At 66.1% G+C, this 18598-nt stretch carries 16 protein-coding genes; 5 read left to right on the forward strand and 11 right to left on the reverse strand.

Translation table 11 applies throughout. The features are described from left to right. Positions 1 to 22: 22 nt before the first annotated feature. The 10 genes from fis to FIV02_RS03610 form a co-directional block, all read right to left on the reverse strand. Complete coding sequence (fis, locus tag FIV02_RS03565; RefSeq protein ID WP_037052576.1) at positions 23 to 343, reverse strand: DNA-binding transcriptional regulator Fis; 321 nt, start codon at positions 341 to 343, stop codon at positions 23 to 25. Then, complete coding sequence (gene dusB, locus FIV02_RS03570; RefSeq protein ID WP_037052578.1) at positions 340 to 1338, reverse strand: tRNA dihydrouridine synthase DusB; 999 nt, start codon at positions 1336 to 1338, stop codon at positions 340 to 342. Before dusB ends, fis begins: the two co-directional genes overlap by 4 nt. Before the next feature lie 229 nt (positions 1339 to 1567). Further along, positions 1568 to 2803, reverse strand: coding sequence for a DUF3426 domain-containing protein (locus FIV02_RS03575; protein ID WP_152487813.1), 1236 nt, complete (start codon positions 2801 to 2803; stop codon positions 1568 to 1570). A 53-nt stretch (positions 2804 to 2856) separates the two neighbouring features. Continuing rightward, complete coding sequence (prmA, locus tag FIV02_RS03580; protein WP_152487814.1) at positions 2857 to 3735, reverse strand: 50S ribosomal protein L11 methyltransferase; 879 nt, start codon at positions 3733 to 3735, stop codon at positions 2857 to 2859. A gap of 127 nt (positions 3736 to 3862) precedes the next feature. Beyond that, complete coding sequence (accC, locus tag FIV02_RS03585; protein WP_037052595.1) at positions 3863 to 5218, reverse strand: acetyl-CoA carboxylase biotin carboxylase subunit; 1356 nt, start codon at positions 5216 to 5218, stop codon at positions 3863 to 3865. A gap of 17 nt (positions 5219 to 5235) precedes the next feature. Next, positions 5236 to 5700, reverse strand: coding sequence for an acetyl-CoA carboxylase biotin carboxyl carrier protein (gene accB, locus FIV02_RS03590; RefSeq protein WP_037052597.1), 465 nt, complete (start codon positions 5698 to 5700; stop codon positions 5236 to 5238). A 50-nt stretch (positions 5701 to 5750) separates the two neighbouring features. After that, positions 5751 to 6197: a type II 3-dehydroquinate dehydratase gene (gene aroQ / locus FIV02_RS03595; protein ID WP_037052599.1), complete on the reverse strand. Its 447-nt coding sequence runs from the start codon at positions 6195 to 6197 to the stop codon at positions 5751 to 5753. 175 nt (positions 6198 to 6372) lie between these two features. Further along, positions 6373 to 8148, reverse strand: a complete 1776-nt coding sequence (locus FIV02_RS03600) for a protein-disulfide reductase DsbD (RefSeq protein ID WP_152487815.1) — start codon at positions 8146 to 8148, stop codon at positions 6373 to 6375. Positions 8149 to 8301: 153 nt separating this feature from the next. Then, positions 8302 to 10266: a methyl-accepting chemotaxis protein gene (locus tag FIV02_RS03605; RefSeq protein ID WP_152487816.1), complete on the reverse strand. Its 1965-nt coding sequence runs from the start codon at positions 10264 to 10266 to the stop codon at positions 8302 to 8304. A gap of 135 nt (positions 10267 to 10401) precedes the next feature. Continuing rightward, positions 10402 to 12015 (reverse strand): PleD family two-component system response regulator, encoded by a 1614-nt coding sequence (locus FIV02_RS03610; protein WP_152487817.1) that lies wholly within the window; start codon positions 12013 to 12015, stop codon positions 10402 to 10404. Positions 12016 to 12334: 319 nt separating this feature from the next. Between FIV02_RS03610 and FIV02_RS03615 the strand changes: the two genes are divergently transcribed. The 4 genes from FIV02_RS03615 (at position 12335) to speA (ending at position 16655) form a co-directional block, all read left to right on the forward strand. Then, a complete protein-coding gene (locus FIV02_RS03615) occupies positions 12335 to 13402 on the forward strand; it encodes a DUF2333 family protein (RefSeq protein WP_037052604.1) in 1068 nt (355 codons plus the stop codon). Next, the gene (locus FIV02_RS03620; protein ID WP_152487818.1) at positions 13402 to 13950 is read left to right on the forward strand and encodes an NUDIX hydrolase; all 549 of its coding nucleotides are present in this window, start codon (positions 13402 to 13404) and stop codon (positions 13948 to 13950) included. Before FIV02_RS03615 ends, FIV02_RS03620 begins: the two co-directional genes overlap by 1 nt. A 296-nt stretch (positions 13951 to 14246) precedes the next feature. Beyond that, complete coding sequence (locus FIV02_RS03625) at positions 14247 to 14618, forward strand: translation initiation factor Sui1 (protein ID WP_152487819.1); 372 nt, start codon at positions 14247 to 14249, stop codon at positions 14616 to 14618. Positions 14619 to 14741: 123 nt separating this feature from the next. Continuing rightward, positions 14742 to 16655, forward strand: coding sequence for an arginine decarboxylase (speA, locus tag FIV02_RS03630; protein WP_152487820.1), 1914 nt, complete (start codon positions 14742 to 14744; stop codon positions 16653 to 16655). A gap of 3 nt (positions 16656 to 16658) precedes the next feature. Here the strand turns inward: speA and FIV02_RS03635 are convergent, their stop codons facing one another. Beyond that, positions 16659 to 18071 (reverse strand): PLP-dependent aminotransferase family protein, encoded by a 1413-nt coding sequence (locus FIV02_RS03635; RefSeq protein ID WP_152487821.1) that lies wholly within the window; start codon positions 18069 to 18071, stop codon positions 16659 to 16661. Between the two features lie 91 nt (positions 18072 to 18162). Between FIV02_RS03635 and FIV02_RS03640 the strand changes: the two genes are divergently transcribed. After that, positions 18163 to 18597, forward strand: coding sequence for a GNAT family N-acetyltransferase (locus FIV02_RS03640; RefSeq protein ID WP_051800588.1), 435 nt, complete (start codon positions 18163 to 18165; stop codon positions 18595 to 18597). The last annotated feature ends 1 nt before the right edge of the window (position 18598 follow it).

The following is an 18598-nucleotide window of genomic DNA, read 5'->3' on the forward strand; positions in this document are numbered from 1 at the left end:
CGCCCTTTTCAGGAGTTCAGGGTTACAGCAGATCGTACTGCTTGAGCTTCTTGCGCAGCGTGCCGCGGTTGAGGCCGAGCAGTTCGGAGGCCTTGGTCTGGTTACCTTTCACATAATTCATGACGGTTTCCAGCAGCGGCGCTTCCACTTCGGTGAGCACCAGGTTGTACACGTCGGTGACGTCCGCGCCCTCCAGGTGGGCGAAATAGTTATGCAGCGCCTTCTCCACGGCGCCGCGCAGGGTCTGGCCCTCTTCGCTCGGCGTGCTCAGGTGCTGTTTCAGGCTGGTGTTGTCACTCACGGGTGCAATTCCACTCACTAAGGTCTCTGTCATCAACGTCATGCGGCCACCTCGTTTCCATCATCGTGCCGCTCGCGGAAGAACTCGCGAACGTGGGCGCACTGTGCGTCCGTACTGTCCAGACGGTTGAACTGGGCGCGAAACTCCCTGGCGCCCGGCAGGGTTGCCAGATACCAGCCGACATGCTTGCGGGCGATGCGTACGCCCATCAATTCGCCGTAGAAGGCGTGCAGTGCGGCCAGGTGTTCTAGCAGAATGCGTTCCACTTCGAGCAGGCCGGGCGCCGGCAGGGTGCTGCCGGTACGCAGGTAATGCTCGATTTCACGAAAGATCCACGGCCGGCCCTGTGCGGCGCGACCGATCAGCAGCGCGTCGGCGCCGGTGGCGTCGAGTACGGCCTTGGCTTTCTGTGGGGAGTCGATGTCGCCGTTGGCGAACACCGGGATGCTGACCGCCTGCTTGATGGCGGCGATGGTCTCGTACTCGGCGTCGCCGGTGTACAGGTCGGCGCGGGTGCGACCGTGTACGGCCAGTGCGCTGATGCCGGCGTCCTCGGCGATCTTCGCCACGGTCACGCCGTTCTTGTTCTGTCGGTCCCAGCCGGTGCGGATCTTCAGGGTCACCGGCACGCTCACCGCGCCGACCACGGCATCGAGGATCTCGCGCACCAGCGGCTCGTCGCGCAGCAGGGCGGAGCCGGCGGCCTTGTTGCAGACCTTCTTGGCCGGGCAGCCCATGTTGATATCGATGATCTGTGCGCCCAGCTCGACGTTCTTGCGCGCCGCTTCGGCGAGCATCTGCGGGTCGCCTCCGGCGATCTGCACCGAGCGTGGCTCGGGATCACCGGCGTGCAGCAGACGCAGACTGGACTTGCGGCTATTCCACAGGCGCACATCGCTGGTGACCATCTCCGACACCACCAGGCCGGCGCCGAGGTTGCGGCACAGCTGGCGGAACGGGCGATCGGTGACACCGGCCATGGGGGCCAGGATCAACCGATTGGGCAATGTGTAGGGGCCAATACGTGGGGCCGACATGGGGCGTCCCTGCTTGTTGGTTCGCAGTTGAGACAAAGGGCGATCAACACCTGCCCTCCACTGTGTCCTCAGGGGAAACGATGGTGGGTCGGTGCTCGCGAAAGGGTGGGCATGATACCCGCTCTGGGTGACCGGATAAAGGCTGTTTTGAACAAATTCTGAACAGCTATGGGCTTATCGCCAGTAGTTAGATGGACGGCCTGCGACCACAGGCCGCGTGGCCTCCAGGCTATTCCGGGGAGTGGAAGCTGAGGCTGTAGTTCACCGCGCGGGTGCCCGGGTCGAGGATGTCCAGCGAGATGTGAATGGGCGTCTGCGGCGGCATTTCGCTCTGCCCGGCGAGCTCGCCGGCGAGGTATTCGCTGGGTTTGAAGCGACGACTGGCGACCAGTTGTCCGCCGAGGTCGGCGAAGCGCATTTCCAGCAGCGGAAAGGGCTGGGCGAAGGGCGCGCGGTTGTAGAGGATAGCGTCGACGATCAGTGCGCCGGAGAACTCCGGGTGGCTGCGCACCACCAGGTTGCTGCTGCGGATCTGGCTGATGTCGACCTTCGACGGCAGCTCGCAGCCGATGTTCGGGCAGAGCTGTTCGAACCAGGGGCGATAGCGATCCTGACGCGCCAGTTCGTCGAAGTTGTAGGCGGCGTACTGCGCCAGCAGCCCAGCTGCGGCCAGCAGGTTGAGCAGGCCCCAGCCGAACAGGCGGCCCCAGGCCGTCTCCTTCTGCTGCTGCCAGTCGAGTTGCAGCGGTTCGTCGTCGAGGTCGAACAGGCGTTCCTCGCGCAGAGCAGGCTCGCTGCGTGCGCTGTCGTCGGGTTCGGGCTCGTCGTGAGGCTGGTCGTCTTCCGCGTCCGCCGCGTCCAGTGCGCCGATGCGAGGCTCTTGCGGCTGCTCGCGTTCGACGGCACTCGCGGCTGGCGAGGCCGCTGCGAGCAGCTCGTCGCTCTGGCGCGGCGCGGGCTCGGGGGCGTTCGTCGGCTCCAGCTCGAAGCTGTCGCGCTTTACCTGTTCGTCACGCAGCAGTGCTTCGGCCCAGGCCTCGTCATGCACATCGTCGTCGTCCTGTGCCGTGGCGCTGCCGAAGCTCTCGCTGTAGCGCGGCGCGCGCTCCAGGGCGAGGAACTGCTGCGACAGCTGCTGCTCCTGCTCTTCCAGCTTGGCCAGCTCCTCATCCAGGTCGAGGCTGTCCAGGTCGAGGTCGTCATGAATCCACAGGGTCTCGTCGACGGCCTTCGCCGCAGGCGCCTTGGGGCTGCCTGGCGGCTGCGGCTTGCTGGCGGGGGCGCTGACCGGCTTGACGCTGGTCGCCGCTGCCGCACCGCGCGGGCCGAACAGTTGCTCGGCGGCGTTGAACACGTGCAGGCAGGCACCGCAGCGGACTGCGCCATGGGCCGCAGCCAGCTGCGCCTGGCTGACGCGGAAGCTGGTGCGGCAATTGGGGCACTGGGTGACGTGGCTTTCGCTCATGCGCGGGTCCGGGGAAACGAGGCGGCTAGTCTAACGCAACGGCTGCGTGCGGTTCAGCGCTTGACGCCGCTGATGCGCACCCAGCCATCCTTGACGGCCGTCGGGTCGAGGTCGAACGCCTCTGCGTAGGCGGCACGGACTTCCTCGGCCTGCTCGGCGAGAATGCCCGACAGTGCCAGGCGTCCACCGCCCCTGACCAGGGTGGTGATCTGCGCGGCCAGGGCTACCAGCGGGCCGGCGAGAATGTTGGCGACCACCACATCGGCTTGTTGCTGGGGCATGTCCGCGGGCAGGTAGACCGGGAAGCGCGCCGGGTCGATGCCATTGCGCGAAGCGTTGTCGCGCGAGGCTTCCAGAGCCTGCGGGTCGATATCGGTGCCGACCGCCTGCGGTGCGCCGAGCAGCAGGGCGGCGATGGCGAGAATGCCCGAGCCGCAGCCGAAGTCGATCACGCTGCAGCCTTCGAGCTGCTGGCCGTCGAGCCATTCCAGGCACAGGGCAGTGGTGGGGTGGGTGCCGGTGCCGAAGGCCAGGCCCGGATCGAGCAGCAGGTTCACGGCTTGCGGCTCCGGCGCGGCGTGCCAGCTGGGCACGATCCACAGGCGCCGGCCGAAGCGCATGGGCTGGAAGTTGTCCATCCAGCTGCGCTCCCAGTCCTGGTCCTCGATGCGCTCGACCTGGTGCTCGGGCAGTGCGCCGCCGCACAGCAGCTGCAGGTGAGCGAGCAGCGCGGTTTCATCGGTGTCGGCTTCGAACAGCGCCAGCAGGTGGGTATGCGACCACAGCGGCGTGGTGCCCAGGTCCGGTTCGAAGATCGGCTGGTCTTCGGCATCCATGAAGGTCACCGACACGGCGCCCACTTCCAGCAGGGCATCTTCGTAGGTTTCCGCCTGCTCGGGGGTGATGGCGAGACGGACTTGTAACCAGGGCATGGAAAACCTCATGAACGGGGCGCGTTTGGCCGCGCAGCTTACTTGAACGGACGGCCGGCTTGCCAGCGTGCCCGCCGAAACGACAAGGGCCGCCCGTGGGCAGCCCTTGTTGCAACGCGTATCAGGCTCAGTGCCTGTCCATACCCAGTTTCTTTTCCAGGTAGTGGATGTTCACGCCGCCTTTGACGAAACCCTTGTCGCGGGTCAGGTCGCGGTGTAGCGGCACGTTGGTCTTGATGCCATCGACGACGATCTCGTCCAAGGCATTGCGCATGCGCGCCATGGCCTCGTCGCGATCCTTGCCGAAGGTGATCAGCTTGCCGATCAGCGAGTCGTAGTGCGGCGGTACGCTGTAGCCACTGTACAGGTGCGAGTCGACACGAACACCGTTGCCGCCCGGGGCATGGAAATGCTTGACCTTGCCGGGGCTGGGCATGAAGTTGTCCGGGTCTTCGGCGTTGATCCGGCACTCGACCGAGTGACCGAGGATCTTCACGTCTTCCTGCTTGATCGACAGCTTGTTGCCGGCGGCGATGCTGAGCATCTCCTTGACGATGTCGATGCCGGTGACCATCTCGGTGACCGGGTGCTCCACCTGAACACGGGTGTTCATCTCGATGAAGTAGAAACGGCCATCTTCGTAGAGGAACTCGAAGGTGCCGGCGCCACGGTAGCCGATCTCGACGCAGGCATCGACGCAGCGCTTGAGCACTTCGGCGCGGGCCTTCTCGTCGATCAGCGGGGCCGGGGCCTCTTCGATCACCTTCTGGTGGCGACGCTGCAGCGAGCAGTCACGGTCGTACAGGTGAATGGCGTTGCCCTGGCCGTCGGACAGCACCTGGACTTCAACGTGGCGCGGGTTGCCGAGGAATTTTTCCAGATAGACCATCGGGTTGCCGAACGCGGCACCGGCTTCGGTGCGGGTCAGCTTGGCCGACTTGATCAGGTCTTCTTCCTTGTGCACCACGCGCATGCCGCGACCACCACCGCCACCGGCGGCCTTGATGATCACCGGGTAGCCCACTTCACGGGCGATGCGCAGGGCTTCTTCCTCGTCTTCCGGCAGCGGGCCGTCGGAGCCGGGTACCACCGGTACGCCGGACTTGATCATGGCGTCCTTGGCCGACACCTTGTCGCCCATCAGGCGGATCACGTCGGCTTTCGGGCCGATGAAGGCGAAGCCGGAGTTCTCCACCTGTTCGGCGAAGTCGGCGTTCTCGGCGAGGAAGCCGTAACCCGGGTGGATGGCAGTGGCGCCGGTGACTTCAGCCGCGCTGATGATCGCCGGGATGTGCAGGTAGGACTGTGCGCCGGGTGCCGGACCAATGCAGACGGACTCGTCGGCCAGGCCCAGGTGCATCAGTTCGCGGTCGGCGGTGGAGTGCACGGCCACCGTCTTGATGCCCAGTTCCTTGCAGGCGCGCAGGATGCGCAGGGCGATTTCGCCACGGTTGGCGATAAGGACTTTTTCCAGCTTCTGCATTGCAGGCTCCCCGTGCATCAAACGATGGTGAACAGGGGCTGGTCGTACTCAACCGGCTGGCCGTTTTCCACCAGGATGGACTCGATCACGCCGCTGGCTTCGGCCTCGATGTGGTTCATCATCTTCATCGCTTCGACGATGCACAGGATGTCGCCTTTCTTCACGCTCTGGCCCACTTCGACGAAGTTGCCCGAGGTCGGCGAGGCGGCGCGGTAGAAGGTGCCGACCATCGGCGAACGGGCGACGGTGCCGTTCAGCTTCGGTGCGGCAGCCGGAGCGGCTTCAGCGCTGGCGGCCGGAGCCGGGGCGGCAACCGGAGCAGCGGCCGGGGCCGGTGCATAGATGGGCTGTGCGGCGTAGGCCGGCTGCTTGTTGCTGTGACGGCTGATGCGTACGGACTCTTCGCCCTCTTTGATCTCCAGCTCGTCGATACCGGACTCTTCCAGCAGCTCGATCAGTTTCTTGACTTTACGGATATCCATGAAGGTTCAACTCCCAGAGGTGAGGTAGGACTTGTCTACCGAGCGTCGCGTCAGGCGCGCTCGGCCAGTTGTTCGAGTGCCGCTTCCAGGGCCAGCCGATAACCGCTGGCGCCAAGGCCGCAGATCACCCCTACTGCAACGTCGGAAAAATAGGAGTGATGGCGGAATGGTTCACGCTTGTGCACGTTGGACAGGTGCACTTCGATGAATGGGATGCTCACTGCCAGCAACGCGTCACGTAATGCGACACTCGTATGGGTAAAAGCGGCAGGATTGATCAGGATAAAGTCGACGCCTTCACCCTTTGCGGCGTGAATGCGGTCGATCAGTTCGTACTCGGCATTGCTTTGCAGGTACATCAGGTGGTGGCCGGCTTCGCGGGCGCGCAGCTCCAGGTCCTGATTGATCTCGGCCAGCGTGGTGGCGCCGTATTTGTCTGGCTCACGGGTACCCAGCAGATTCAGGTTGGGGCCGTGAAGTACCAGTAGAGTGGCCATGGACGCGTTCCTTGTTGTTCGGGCTGCGCAGGACTATGCCGCAGCCGTGCGATGTCAGCAATAGTCGACACGATGCCTGCCGTTTGCGGCAAGAATATGACTATAGCAGCTGGTCTGGTCGCTATCGGATCGTTGCGCTGCCCCTGTGAGGTCGCAATGTCCGTGGTGTGGCTGGTCAGCGGCTGCTGCGTGCCACGGCTCGATCCAGGCGCACGCCGAAGGTCGCGGCGTCGACTTCACCTACGACACGCAGATCGAGCAGTTCGTCACCCCGGGCGGAGAACAGCTGGATGGCGGGTGGCCCGAACAGCTGGTAGCGATCCAGCAGGGCGCGCTGCGCGGCGCTGCTTTCGGTGATGTCGAAGCGTATCAGTCTCCAGCCGGCCAGCTTGCTGCCCACCTCGGCATTGCCGAACACTTCTCGTTCGATCACCTTGCAGCTGATGCACCAGTCGGCGTACCAGTCCAGCAGCAGCGGCTGCCCGGCTGCCTTGGCCTCGGCCAACGCGGCGTCCAGCTCGGCAGGGCTGCTCAGGGTCTGCCAGGCACCGCTCTTGGTGCTGCCCTGGCTGGCAGTGGCCGACAGCTGACCGAGCGGCTTGAGCGGGTCGCTCGTGCCCTGCAGGGCGCCGACCCAGGCAGCCAGGGCGTAGACCAGCAGGGCCAGGCCGACGATCTGGGTGAGTTTCTGCCGGTGTGTCTTCGGGCCGAATTCCAGCGCGCCGAGGAACACCGCCACACCGCCGGCCAGCAGGCCCCACAGCGCCAGGCTGAGGCTGCCCGGCAGCACGCGTTCGAGCAGCCAGACGGACACGGCCAGGAGCATCACGCCGAAGGCGTTGCGCACGGTGACCAGCCACGGGCCGGACTTCGGCAGCAGGGCGCCGCCGCCCGCGCCGAACAGCACCAGTGGCGTGCCCATGCCCAGGCCCAGGGCGAACAGTTGCAGGCCGCCACCGACGGCGTCGCCGGTGCTGCTGATATAGAGCAGCAGGGCGGTCAGGGGCGCGGTTATGCAGGGCGACACGATCAGGCTCGACAGCACGCCCAGAGTCGCCGCCCCGGCGATGGTGCCGCCGCGGGTCTGGCTGGCGCGCTGGTCGAGGCGGTCGCGTATGAAGGCCGGCAGGCGCAGTTCGAAGACGCCGAACATCGCCATGGCGAACAGGCCGAAGAAGGCGGCGAAGGGCACCAGTACCCAGGGCGACTGCAGCATGGCCTGCAGGTTGAGACCGGCGCCGAACAGCCCCATCAGCGAGCCGAGCACGGCATAGCAGGCCGCCATCGGCAGCACGTAGGCGAGCGACAGGACCAGCCCGCGGGCATTGCTCGGGCGACCGCGCAGCACCACGCCGGAGAGAATCGGCAGCATGGGCAGCACGCAGGGGGTGAAGGTCAGGCCCAGCCCGGCGAGAAAGAACAGCGCCAGATCTTTCCAGGTCCACTCGCTCTGCTGCAGGTCGGCGACGCTGGCGGGCATCTCGCCGATCTCGATGTACTCGGTCTCGGGCGGGTAGCACAGGCCCTTGTCGGCACAGCCCTGGTAGCCCACCTGCAGGCGCAGCGGACGGTTGTCCGGGTTGTCCAGCGGCAGGCGCACGTCGAGCACGCCGTAGTACACCTCGACATCGCCGAAGAACTCGTCGTGCTTGGCCTTGCCGGCAGGCAGTTGCGCCTCGCCGAGGTCGAAGCCGGCCGGCTCCACGCTGAAATTCAGGCGGTGGCGGTACAGGTAGTAGCCCTCGGCCGCGACGAAACGCAGGGTCACGCTCTGCGTATCGCTACTCACCAGGCTCAGCTTGAAGGCTTCCCGTACCGGCAGGAAATCGCTGCTGTTGTTCAGCGGGGCGCCAAGCGGCGACGCGGCCGGGCGCTGATCGAACAGGTTGGCGCTGGCCGGCAGGCTCAGGCACAGCAGGAGCAGGGGAAGGAGCAGACGACGCAGTGACATCGGGCGACTATCTCGGCGGAAGGTGGCGGCATGATACCGGAAAGCGCCCATGCACATTTCGCCAGCTGAACGGACTGCCGATCTGCTCGGATGAGCGTCGCTTGGATCGGCGGCCGCGCGCCGAGTTCCAGGCCTGCGCCGGTATGCCGCAGGTCAGACGCGAAACGCCTGCACGGCCTCGTGCAGCTGGCCGCCCAGCTGCATCAGCTGCTCTCCCTGGTCACGCCCCTGGCCGATGCGTTGCAGGTTGTCGTCGCCCAGCTGGTGGATGCGCTCACCGTGCTCGCGGATCTCGCTGACCGAGTCGCTCTGCTGGGCGGTGGCCTCGGCGATGCGTTCGGCCATGCTGGCAATGGTGCGGATCGCGCTGACGATCTCGTCGAGCGCGCCGTCGGCCGCCTCGGCCTTGCCCGCGGTCTCCTCGGCGTGCTCGACCTGGGCGCGCATGGCCTGTACCGACTGGTGCGCGGCCTGCTGCAGGCGACCGATCACGTCCTGGATCTCGGCGGTGGCACTGCCGGTGCGTTGCGACAGCGAGCGGACTTCGTCGGCGACCACGGCGAAACCTCGCCCGGCCTCGCCGGCCCGCGCCGCCTCGATGGCGGCGTTGAGGGCGAGCAGGTTGGTCTGTTCGGCGATGCCGCGAATCACCGTCAGCACGCTGCCGATGGTGGCGGTTTCATCGGCCAGGCGCTCGATGGCCTGGGCGTTGCCCTGAACTTCCGTCACCAGGGCGTGCAGGCCCTCCAGGCTCTGGCCGATGACCTGCTGGCCCTGGACCAGGGCGCGGTCGGCGTCGCGGCTGGCGTCCGCCGTCTGGCTGGCGTCCTGCGCCACCTGGCCGATGGTCGCCTCCAGCTCGCCCAGTGCATCACGAATCAGGGCCGTGTCGCCGGCCTGGCGCTCGGCGCCGCTGTGCAGGCCGCCACTGAGCTCGGCCAGGGTGCGGCTGGAGCCGGCAACCTGTTCGGCATGGCCGCGAATGCTGGCGACCAGCTCTACCAGGTAGCGGCGCAGGTGGTTGAGCGAATCCTCGATATCGCTCAGCTCACGGGTGCGCGAGTTGATGGTGATGGCCTCGGCGAAGTCGCCATGGGCCCACTTCGACAGCGCCGGGACCAGGTGCCCGAGGACCCGTGACAGGCGGCGCTGGATACGGTCGATGACCAGGGCGATGAGCAGGATCAGGCCGATCATCAGGCCCTGGATCAGGCGCACTTCGCCCTGGATGCGCGCGTATTCGGCCCTGACCAGCGGTTCCAGCCCGGCCAGCGCCTGCTGCACCTGGGTCACGCGCTCGCTGGTGGTCTGGGCCAGTTGCTGGCGTTGCTCGACCAGCTCGCGTGTGCGTTGCAGTTCATTGGGGTAGCGGCGCACCAGCGTGCTCAGCTCGCGCTTGAGGTCGATGCCCCGGTCCTGCGCCTGCTGTTCCTGCTGGCCTTCGTCCAGGCCGAGCAGGGCGGCGAAGCCGATGCTGGCTGAGCTGTCGGCTTCCTGCACGCCGAGCAGCGGCAGGGCGTCCAGCGCCGAGACCTGCTGGCCGAGCGCCTTGAGCTCGCGCTCGACATCGCCCAGCAGCTCGCTGCGCCCCTGGCTGATGAAGCGCTCGCGTGCATGCACCAGTTTCAGCAGGCGTGAACCCGCCTCCCGCAGGGGCTTGCGGTAGGTGCTGGCGGCTGGCGTGTCGGCGCTATCGGCGTACTGGGTCAGTTGTTCCATCGCCGCGAGCATTTCCCGTTCGGCCTGCAGCAGCAGGCCCTGTGGGTCGCCCGCCAGCTTGCCGGCGGCCAGCAGCTGGTTGCCGCTGAATTCGCGGAGCTGTTCGAGGCTGGGGCGCAGTTCGTCGGCCAGTTGCGGCGGAAGCTGGTCGAGCGCCTGCTTGAACGCGTCGATGGCCTGGGTCGCGGTGCTGTGCTGCACGGCGTTGCCGCTGGCCAGGTAGGCCTGGATGTTGTCGGCGACCTCGCGCTGGAACTGCTGCGACAGCGTCAGGTAGCGCTCCATCAGCTGGACCGGTTGCTGCAGGGCGCGTTGCGACCACCAGAGGGTAGCTGCCAGGGCTACGCAGACGGTGACCAGCAGCAGGGTGTTGAGGTTGGTGAGCAGCTTGAGGCGCATGGCAGGCTCGGACGAAGACTGAACGATGCCAGCGAGGTTATTGCGGTTTGGTTACAGCCTGATGACGATGTGCGCTGCGTCACGTTTTCCTGCCTGTCCAGCCGTCGCCCTCGGTGGGCCGCACGGGCGAGCGTTTCAGTCGTCGCTGTACAGCTCGACCCGGTTGCGGCCGCCATGCTTGGCCTTGTACAGCGCCTCGTCCGCTCGCTTGGACAGGGCGTTGCCGTCCAGGCCCGGTTGCAGCATGGCGATGCCGCAGCTGAAGGTGCAGGAGAGGTCCTGTGGCTGCGCCGGGTAGTGGATCTCGGCGAAGCGCTGGCGGATTTCCTCGAGCACCTTGAGCGCCGACTGCTCGTCGGTGTCCGGCAGCACCACGGCGAATTCCTCGCCGCCGTAACGACCGATGTGATCGGTCTTGCGCAGGCGCTGCTTGAGGAACAGCGCCAGGCTCTTGATCACCCGGTCGCCCATGGGGTGGCCGTAGGTGTCGTTGACCTTCTTGAAGTGGTCGATGTCGAGCATGGCGAAGGCCAGCGGCTGCTCTTCGCGGCGGGCGCGGTAGCAGGCGTCGTCGAGCAGCTGCAGGGTATGGGTGTGGTTGTACAGGCCGGTGAGGCTGTCACGCACCATGCGCGCCTTTAGGTTGCGCGCGCGCGCCGCGCGGTTGCGCACGGTGGCGATCAGATGGCGTGGCTTGATCGGTTTGGTGAGGAAGTCGTCGCCGCCTTCGCTCATGGCGTCGAGCTGCTTGTCCAGGTCGTCCTCGGCCGACAGGTAGATGATCGGCACGCTGACGTAGCGGTCGTTGTGGCGGATCACCTTGGCCAGCTCGGTGCCATTGCACTCGGGCATGTACATGTCGAGGATGATCAGGTCCGGCTGGAACTCGGCCAGCGCGTCCATCGCCTTGATCGGCTCGGTGAGGGTGTGGGTCAGGATGCCGGCGCTGTTGAGCACGCGCTCGGTATGCGTGGCCTGGGCCTTTGAGTCATCGACGATCAGTACCTTGTACGGATCGTACTGGGAGACATGGGTCAGCACCTCGATGCGTTCGAGCAGGCTCGAAGCATCCAGCGAACCGGTGAAGAACTCCTGCCCGCCGGCACGCACCGCCGCCAGGCGGGTCGGGGTGTCGGTGTCGCAATGGCTGAAGAACAGCAGGGGAATCTTCTGTTCCAGGCCCTGCTGGATGGAGTCGGCGAGTTCCAGGCCTATGCCGGCGAAGTCGACGTCCATGATGATGGCCGCCGGGTGGCGTTCGGCGATGGCTGCGCGGAAGGCGCGCTCGTCACCGAGTGGCTGCGCCGCGAGACCGAAGAATTCCAGTTGCTGGGCCAGGCGCTCGGCGCGCTGGGCATCCTGCAGGGCGAGGTAGACCGGCTTGCGCAGGGGCGGCAGGAAGGTCTGCTCGAAGGCATCGCTGTGGCGCAGACCCGTTCGCGACAGGCGCTGCATGGCCTGGTTGAGCCGGGCGATCAGGCTGCTGTTGAGGCGCCCGCGATTCTTCACCACCTCATCGAGGCTGGTGCTGATGGTCTTCGCCAGCTGGGCATGCTCGATCTGCTCGAAACGCTCGGCGTAGCGCAGCAGGCGCAGGTTGGCCTCGGTCAGCTCGGCCATGCCGGCATCGCTCCACTCGCTGCGCTGCAGACGCTGCCAGACTTCCAGCACCTGACGCGCCTGATGGATCACGCGCTGGGCGAAGTGGTGCTTGAGGCGGTCGCGACTGGGGTCCGGGTGCTCGGTCATGGGCCGACTTCTATCGAGTGTTAAGTCAGTGGTGGCTTGATGCTATCACTTGTCGGCGGTGCTGGCATTGCCGCCGATCAATTGGCGGCGGTATTTCTGTCGAATAGGCGACAAAAATGTGCATTGGGCTATTTTGACGTCGCACGTACCGGTGCGTCAGGCGAGGCGGGTCACAAAAACGGCTTTTCCTCGTACCGGCGGTAAGTTTGCCCGCGCGCCCTGCGTTTTGCTGCGAGCTTGCCTTATAGTGCGGGACAGGTCGCAACCCGTTGGTCGGCTTGTGGTCGAACATTCGAATTCGCTTAAAAAGGACATTGCCATGCTGGACTGGAAGAATCGCGCGGCGAGCTCGCCCGACGGTACCGACAAGACCGCGAAACTGGGGCGTGAGCGCAGCAGCTCCAGCCTGATCGGACGCGCGCTCGGCGGGCTGCTCGGTGTGTACCTGCTGGTGACCCTGGTCGTGGGCTGGTACTGGAGCCAGGAACCTGGCGCCTTTCAGGTGCAACAACATGCCCAGGCGGCCGCGCAGCAGGCGCAGCGGCAGATGGTCACCGGCTACACCACGGTGGAAACGCTCAAACAGGTCGCCAGCACCCTGCTGGACAAGCCGGGCGGCTATCTGTCCAACGACCTGGCACCGCCGGGCCTGTGGCTGGACAACATGCCGAACTGGGAATACGGCGCACTGGTGCAGGTGCGCGACTTCGCCCGGGCGCTGCGCAAGGACTTCTCGCGCTCGCAGTCGCAGTCCACGGAAGACCCGGACCTGGCCAAGGCCGAGCCGCGTTTCCACTTCGACCACAAGAGCTGGGCGCTGCCTGCCTCCGAATCCGAGTACCGCGAAGGGATCAAATCGCTGGACCGCTACCTCGCCCGTCTGGCCGATCCGGGGCAGAAGAATGCGCAGTTCTATGCGCGTGCCGACAACCTCAACAACTGGCTGGGCGACGCCGGCACCCGCCTCGGCTCGCTGTCGCAGCGTCTGTCGGCCAGCGTTGGCCAGGTACGCCTGAGCGACAACCAGCAGGTCGGCAACGATGCCGCGGAGTCGGGCCTGATCGGTGAGGGCGGCGTGTACGAGACCCCCTGGCTGCAGATCGACAACGTGTTCTACGAGGCCCGTGGCCAGGCCTGGGCGCTGGCTCACCTGCTGCGTGCCGTCGAAGTCGATTTCGCCGATGTGCTGGCCAAGAAGAACGCCACCGTCAGCGTGCGCCAGATCATCCGTGAGCTGGAGGCGGCGCAGGCGACGCTGTGGAGCCCGATGATCCTCAACGGTAGTGGCTACGGCATCCTCGCCAACCACTCGCTGGTGATGGCCAACTACATCTCGCGTGCCAACGCCGGCATCATCGATCTGCGTCAGCTGTTGAGCCAGGGTTGATGAGCAGGATCTCGGCAGCGGAGGCGGCGCATCGTGCCGCCTCCGACAGCGAGCGGGTCGCCTGGGTCGACGAGAACGACCGGCCGCTGGGTGGCGTCTCGCGGGCGCAGCTGCGTGAGCGTCACCTGATCGGCCGTGGCACCTATATCCTGCTGTTCAACTCTGCCGGCCTGCTGTGCGTGCACCGGCGTACCCTGAGCAAGGCGCTGTACCCAGGCTACTGGGATGTCGCGGCAGGCGGCATGGTGCTCGAAGGCGAGGATTACCGCCTCTCCGCCGAGCGCGAGCTGGCCGAGGAACTGGGAATCGTCGATGCCGAGCTGATCGAGCATGCGCACTTTCTCTACGACGCGCCGGAGAGCCGCCTGTGGTGCATGGCCTATTCGGCGGTATCCGATGCGCCGCTGGTGCTGCAGCCGGAGGAGGTGCTCGAAGCGCGTTTCATCAGCGTCGAACAGGTCCTGGAGGAAACCCGTCATCTGCCGTACTGCCCGGACTCGCTGGCGGCGCTGGAACGTTACATGAACAGACCGCCTGCGGCTGTCTGATGCCTTCGTTACTGGGCGCTCGCAGCATGCCCGGCAACGCCTTGCATGGCTGCCAGTTGGGTGCTTGCACGCCTGTGGTGTCGCGGATTCCGAGCGCTTCGTGCACGATGGCGAACAGCGTCGCCATCGTGCCGGACAATGACGCAAATACGTACTTAGCAAGCTCGGTCTTTGCCGTTACACTGCGCGACCTTTTCGGCGGACCTCTGTTCGCCAGCGCTGCCCCTGCCTGAGTGGGGCTTCGCGGTCGACCTGCGTCGGCCAGTCGCTATCCTGACCCCTACGAGGACAAGCCGGTGGTCAAGAAAGCCTCTTCATTCTCCGCTCTGAGCGGTCTCGTCTATTCCACCGATGGTGGTCGCCATTGCCCGGATTGCAACCAGCCGGTGGATGCCTGTGTCTGCAAGCAGACGCGCATTCCCGAAGGCGATGGCATCGCCCGCGTACGCCGTGAAACCAAGGGGCGTGGCGGCAAGACCGTCACCACGGTGAGCGGTGTGCCGCTGGCCGAGGAGCCGCTCAAGGAGCTGGCCAGCGCCTTGAAGAAGCGCTGCGGCACCGGTGGTGCGCTCAAGGATGGCGTGATCGAGATCCAGGGCGATCACGTCGACCTGCTGTTGGCCGAACTGGGCAAGCGCGGTTTCACCGTGAAGAAGTCCGGCGGCTGACGCGCCATTATTTTCTAAACTTCGATGAAGCTCGGAGGGTCAACCGCCGAGCAAACGTCATCTTGCTTGCTTACATTTTCCGACTGGCCGCCCGCAGGCCAGGCTTTCTCATGGGAGACCCCGATGTCCGCACGACGCACCCGCAAAGACGACGGCAGCCAATGGACCGTAGCCGATAGCCGCAGTGTCTACGGCATTCGCCACTGGGGCGCCGGCTATTTCTCGATCAACGATGCCGGTCGCGTCGAGGTGCGTCCCAACGGGCCCGACAGCCAGCCCATCGACCTCAGCCAGCAGGTCGAGGAACTGCGCCAGAGCGGTCTGTCGCTGCCGCTGCTGGTGCGCTTCCCGGACATCCTGCAGGACCGCGTGCGTCGCCTCACCGGCGCCTTCGACTCCAGCATCGAGCGCCTGGAGTACCAGAGCCGCTACACCGCGCTGTACCCGATCAAGGTCAACCAGCAGGAAGCGGTGGTCGAGAACATCATCGCCACGCAGAACGTTTCCATCGGCCTGGAAGCCGGCTCCAAACCCGAGCTGCTGGCCGTGCTGGCGCTGGCGCCGAAGGGCGGCACCATCGTCTGCAACGGCTACAAGGACCGCGAGTTCATCCGCCTGGCGCTGATGGGGCAGAAGCTCGGCCACAACGTGTTCATCGTCATCGAGAAGGAATCCGAGGTGCGCCTGGTGATCGAGGAGGCGGCCGAGCTCAAGGTCGCGCCGCAGATCGGCCTGCGCGTGCGCCTGTCCTCGCTGGCATCCTCCAAGTGGGCCGACACCGGCGGCGAGAAATCCAAGTTCGGTCTCTCGGCCGCGCAGATCCTCCAGGTCGTCGAGCGCTTCCGCGCGGCCGGGCTGGACCAGGGCATCCGCCTGCTGCACTTCCACATGGGCTCGCAGATCGCCAACATCGCCGACTACCGCAAGGGCTTCCGTGAGGCCATCCGCTACTACGGCGAGCTGCGCGCCATGGGCCTGCCGGTCGATCACATCGATGTCGGCGGCGGCCTCGGCGTGGACTACGACGGCACCCACTCGCGCAACGCCAGCTCGATCAACTACGACATGCAGGACTACGCCGATGCCGTGGTCGACATGCTCAAGGAGTTCTGCGACCGCCAGGAAATCCCCCATCCGCACATCTTCTCCGAGAGCGGCCGGGCGATGACCGCGCACCACGCCGTGCTGCTGGTGCAGGTCACCGATGTCGAGCGGCACAACGACAAGGTGCCGGAGATCGATCCGAGCGTCGAACAGCCGGAAATCCTCCAGGTGCTGATCGAGCTGCTCGACGACAGCGATCCGGAAATGGTCGCCGAGACCTACTGGCGTGCCACCCACTACATCGAGGAAGTGGCCGCGCAGTATTCCGCCGGCAAGCTGGGCCTGGCGCAGAAAGCCCTGGCCGAGCAGTGCTACTTCGCCATCTGCCGTCGCCTGCACAACCAGCTCAAGGCCCGTCAGCGTTCGCACCGTGCGGTGATCGACGAGCTCAACGACAAGCTGGCCGACAAGTACATCTGCAACTTCTCGGTGTTCCAGAGCCTGCCGGACACCTGGGCCATCGGCCAGATCCTGCCGATCCTGCCGCTGTCGCGCCTGGACGAGGAGCCGCTGCGCCGTGCCGTGCTGCAGGACCTGACCTGCGACTCCGACGGCAAGATCCGCCAGTACGTCGACGAGCAGTCCATCGAGACCAGCCTGCCGGTGCACGAGATCAAGGAGGGCGAGGACTATGTGCTGGGCATCTTCCTGGTCGGCGCCTACCAGGAGATTCTCGGCGACATGCACAACCTGTTCGGTGACACCGACTCGGTGAACATCTACCAGGCCGCCGATGGCAGTGCGGTGCATGCCGGCATCGAGACCCACGACACCATCGAGGACATGCTGCGCTACGTGCACCTGTCGCCCGAGGAGCTGATGACGCATTACCGCGACAAGGTGGCCAGCGCCCGGATCAGTGCCCGCGAGCGCACCCAGTTCCTCGACGCGCTGCGTCTGGGGCTGACCCGCTCCTCCTACCTGGCGTCCTGATGCTCAACTGATCGCCTCGGCCAGGCGTCGAGCCAGGTGCAACGCCTGCTCGACGCTGGCGATGTTGGTGAAGCCCAGCAGCAGCCCGCTGCCGCAGGGATGCTGCCGTGACCACTCCGACAATGCCATCACTGCCAGCCCGGCGCCTTGTGCGCGGGCTGCCAGGGCGCGGTCGTCCTCGCGCTCGTCGATCCGGGCCAGCAGATGAATGCCGCCGGCCTGCAACTCGACGCGCAGGCGTGAACCCAGGACGTGTTGCAGCGCCGAGGCCAGATGAGCGCGGCGCTCGGCATAGCGCGCACGCATGCGCTTGAGGTGGCGGGCGAAGTGGCCCTGATCGAGAAAGTCCGCGGTGATCGCCTGAGGCAACGCCGGACAGCCGTGATCGAAGTCCTGTGCGCAGGCGGCGAAGCGCGCCACCTGTGCCTGCGGCACCACCAGGTAGGCCAGGCGCAAGCCGGGGAACAGCACCTTGCTGAAGGTGCCGCAGTACAGCACGCGGCCGGCATGGTCGAGGCTCTTCAGGGCCGGCAGCGGGCGACCGACGTAACGGTACTCGCTGTCGTAGTCGTCTTCGATGATCCAGGCCTGGCGGCTCGCCGCCCAGTCGAGCAGGGCCAGTCGCCGGGGCAGGCTCAGCGACACACCCAGGGGGCTCTGGTGGGACGGCGTGACCAGCGCACAGCGGGCATCCGGGGCGAGCGCCTGGCCGCGCTCCACGCAGAGTCCGTGTTCGTCCACCGGCACCGGGACGAGCGTGACCTCGCTGCCCTCGAGCATCTGGCGTGCCTTGAAATAGCCTGGGTCTTCGAACCAGCAGCGGTCGCCGGCCTGCAGCAAGGCCTGGCGGATCAGCAGCAGGGCGTTGCGATAGCCAGCGGTGATGAAGATCTGCTCCGGCTCGCAGGCGATGCCGCGCGACACCCCCAGATAGCGCACCAGGCTGCGCCGCAGCGCGGGCAGGCCTTGCGCGGGCGGGTAGTTGAGGTCGGGGCTGCTCAGCTGGCGCAGGTGGCGCGCGCCGAGCCGGCTCCAGAGCTTGCGCGGGAAGCTGTCCAGGGCCGGCAGGCCGAGCTGGAACGGCAGCGCCTCTGCGCTCGGCTCATCGCCTGAGCGCGAGGCCTGGCGCTCTTTGGCGGGCAGCAGCGGGTTGCCGGGGGCATGTGGCAACTGTGGGGAGACCACGGTGCCGGCCGGCCCGCGTGGCAGCAGATAACCCTCGCCGACCAGCAACTGGTAGGCCGCCTCCACCGTTCCGCGCGCCAGATTGAGCTCGCTGGCCAGGGCGCGAACCGAGGGCACGCGTTCACCTGGCTGCAGGCGGCCCTCGGCGATCGCCTCGCGCAGGCGCTGATAGAGCTGCAGGTAGATCGGTGTCGCCTTGTCGCGTGCGCTTTCCAGGCGAATGCTGTACATGCCTATGTCCTAATCGATTCGATGATTCTTGGCTCTACTGACTATGCCATGTTCCGCCTAGAGTGGCGGCCATCTTCGATGGAGAACCGCCATGATTTCCGACTACCGCTGCGACTGGCTCGACGACCCGGACGAACTGCGTGCCTGCCTGCCCCTGATGCGCGTATTGCGCCCACACCTGAGCGACGCCGACGATTTCGTCCAGCGCCTGCAACGCCAGGCCGAGCAGGGTTATCGCCTGCTGGCGGCGCGCCAGGGCGACGAGGTGCTGGGCCTGGCCGGTTGTCGCCTGCAGGAAAACCTGCTGCACGGGCGCTTCTTCTATGTCGATGACCTGGTGACGCGCGAGGACCTGCGTAGCCAGGGCATCGGCGAGCGGCTGCTGGATGAGGCGCGGGCCCAGGCACGCCGCCTGGGCTGCGCCAACTTCGTGCTGGACACGGCGCTGGGTAACGCACGCGGGCAGCGGTTCTACTACCGTCAGGGTTTGCTGGCCATCGGCATGCACTTTCGTGAGGTGCTTTGAA

This window comes from Pseudomonas sp. THAF187a (genome assembly GCF_009363395.1).
In the GTDB taxonomy this organism is placed as follows: domain Bacteria; phylum Pseudomonadota; class Gammaproteobacteria; order Pseudomonadales; family Pseudomonadaceae; genus Aquipseudomonas; species Aquipseudomonas khazarica.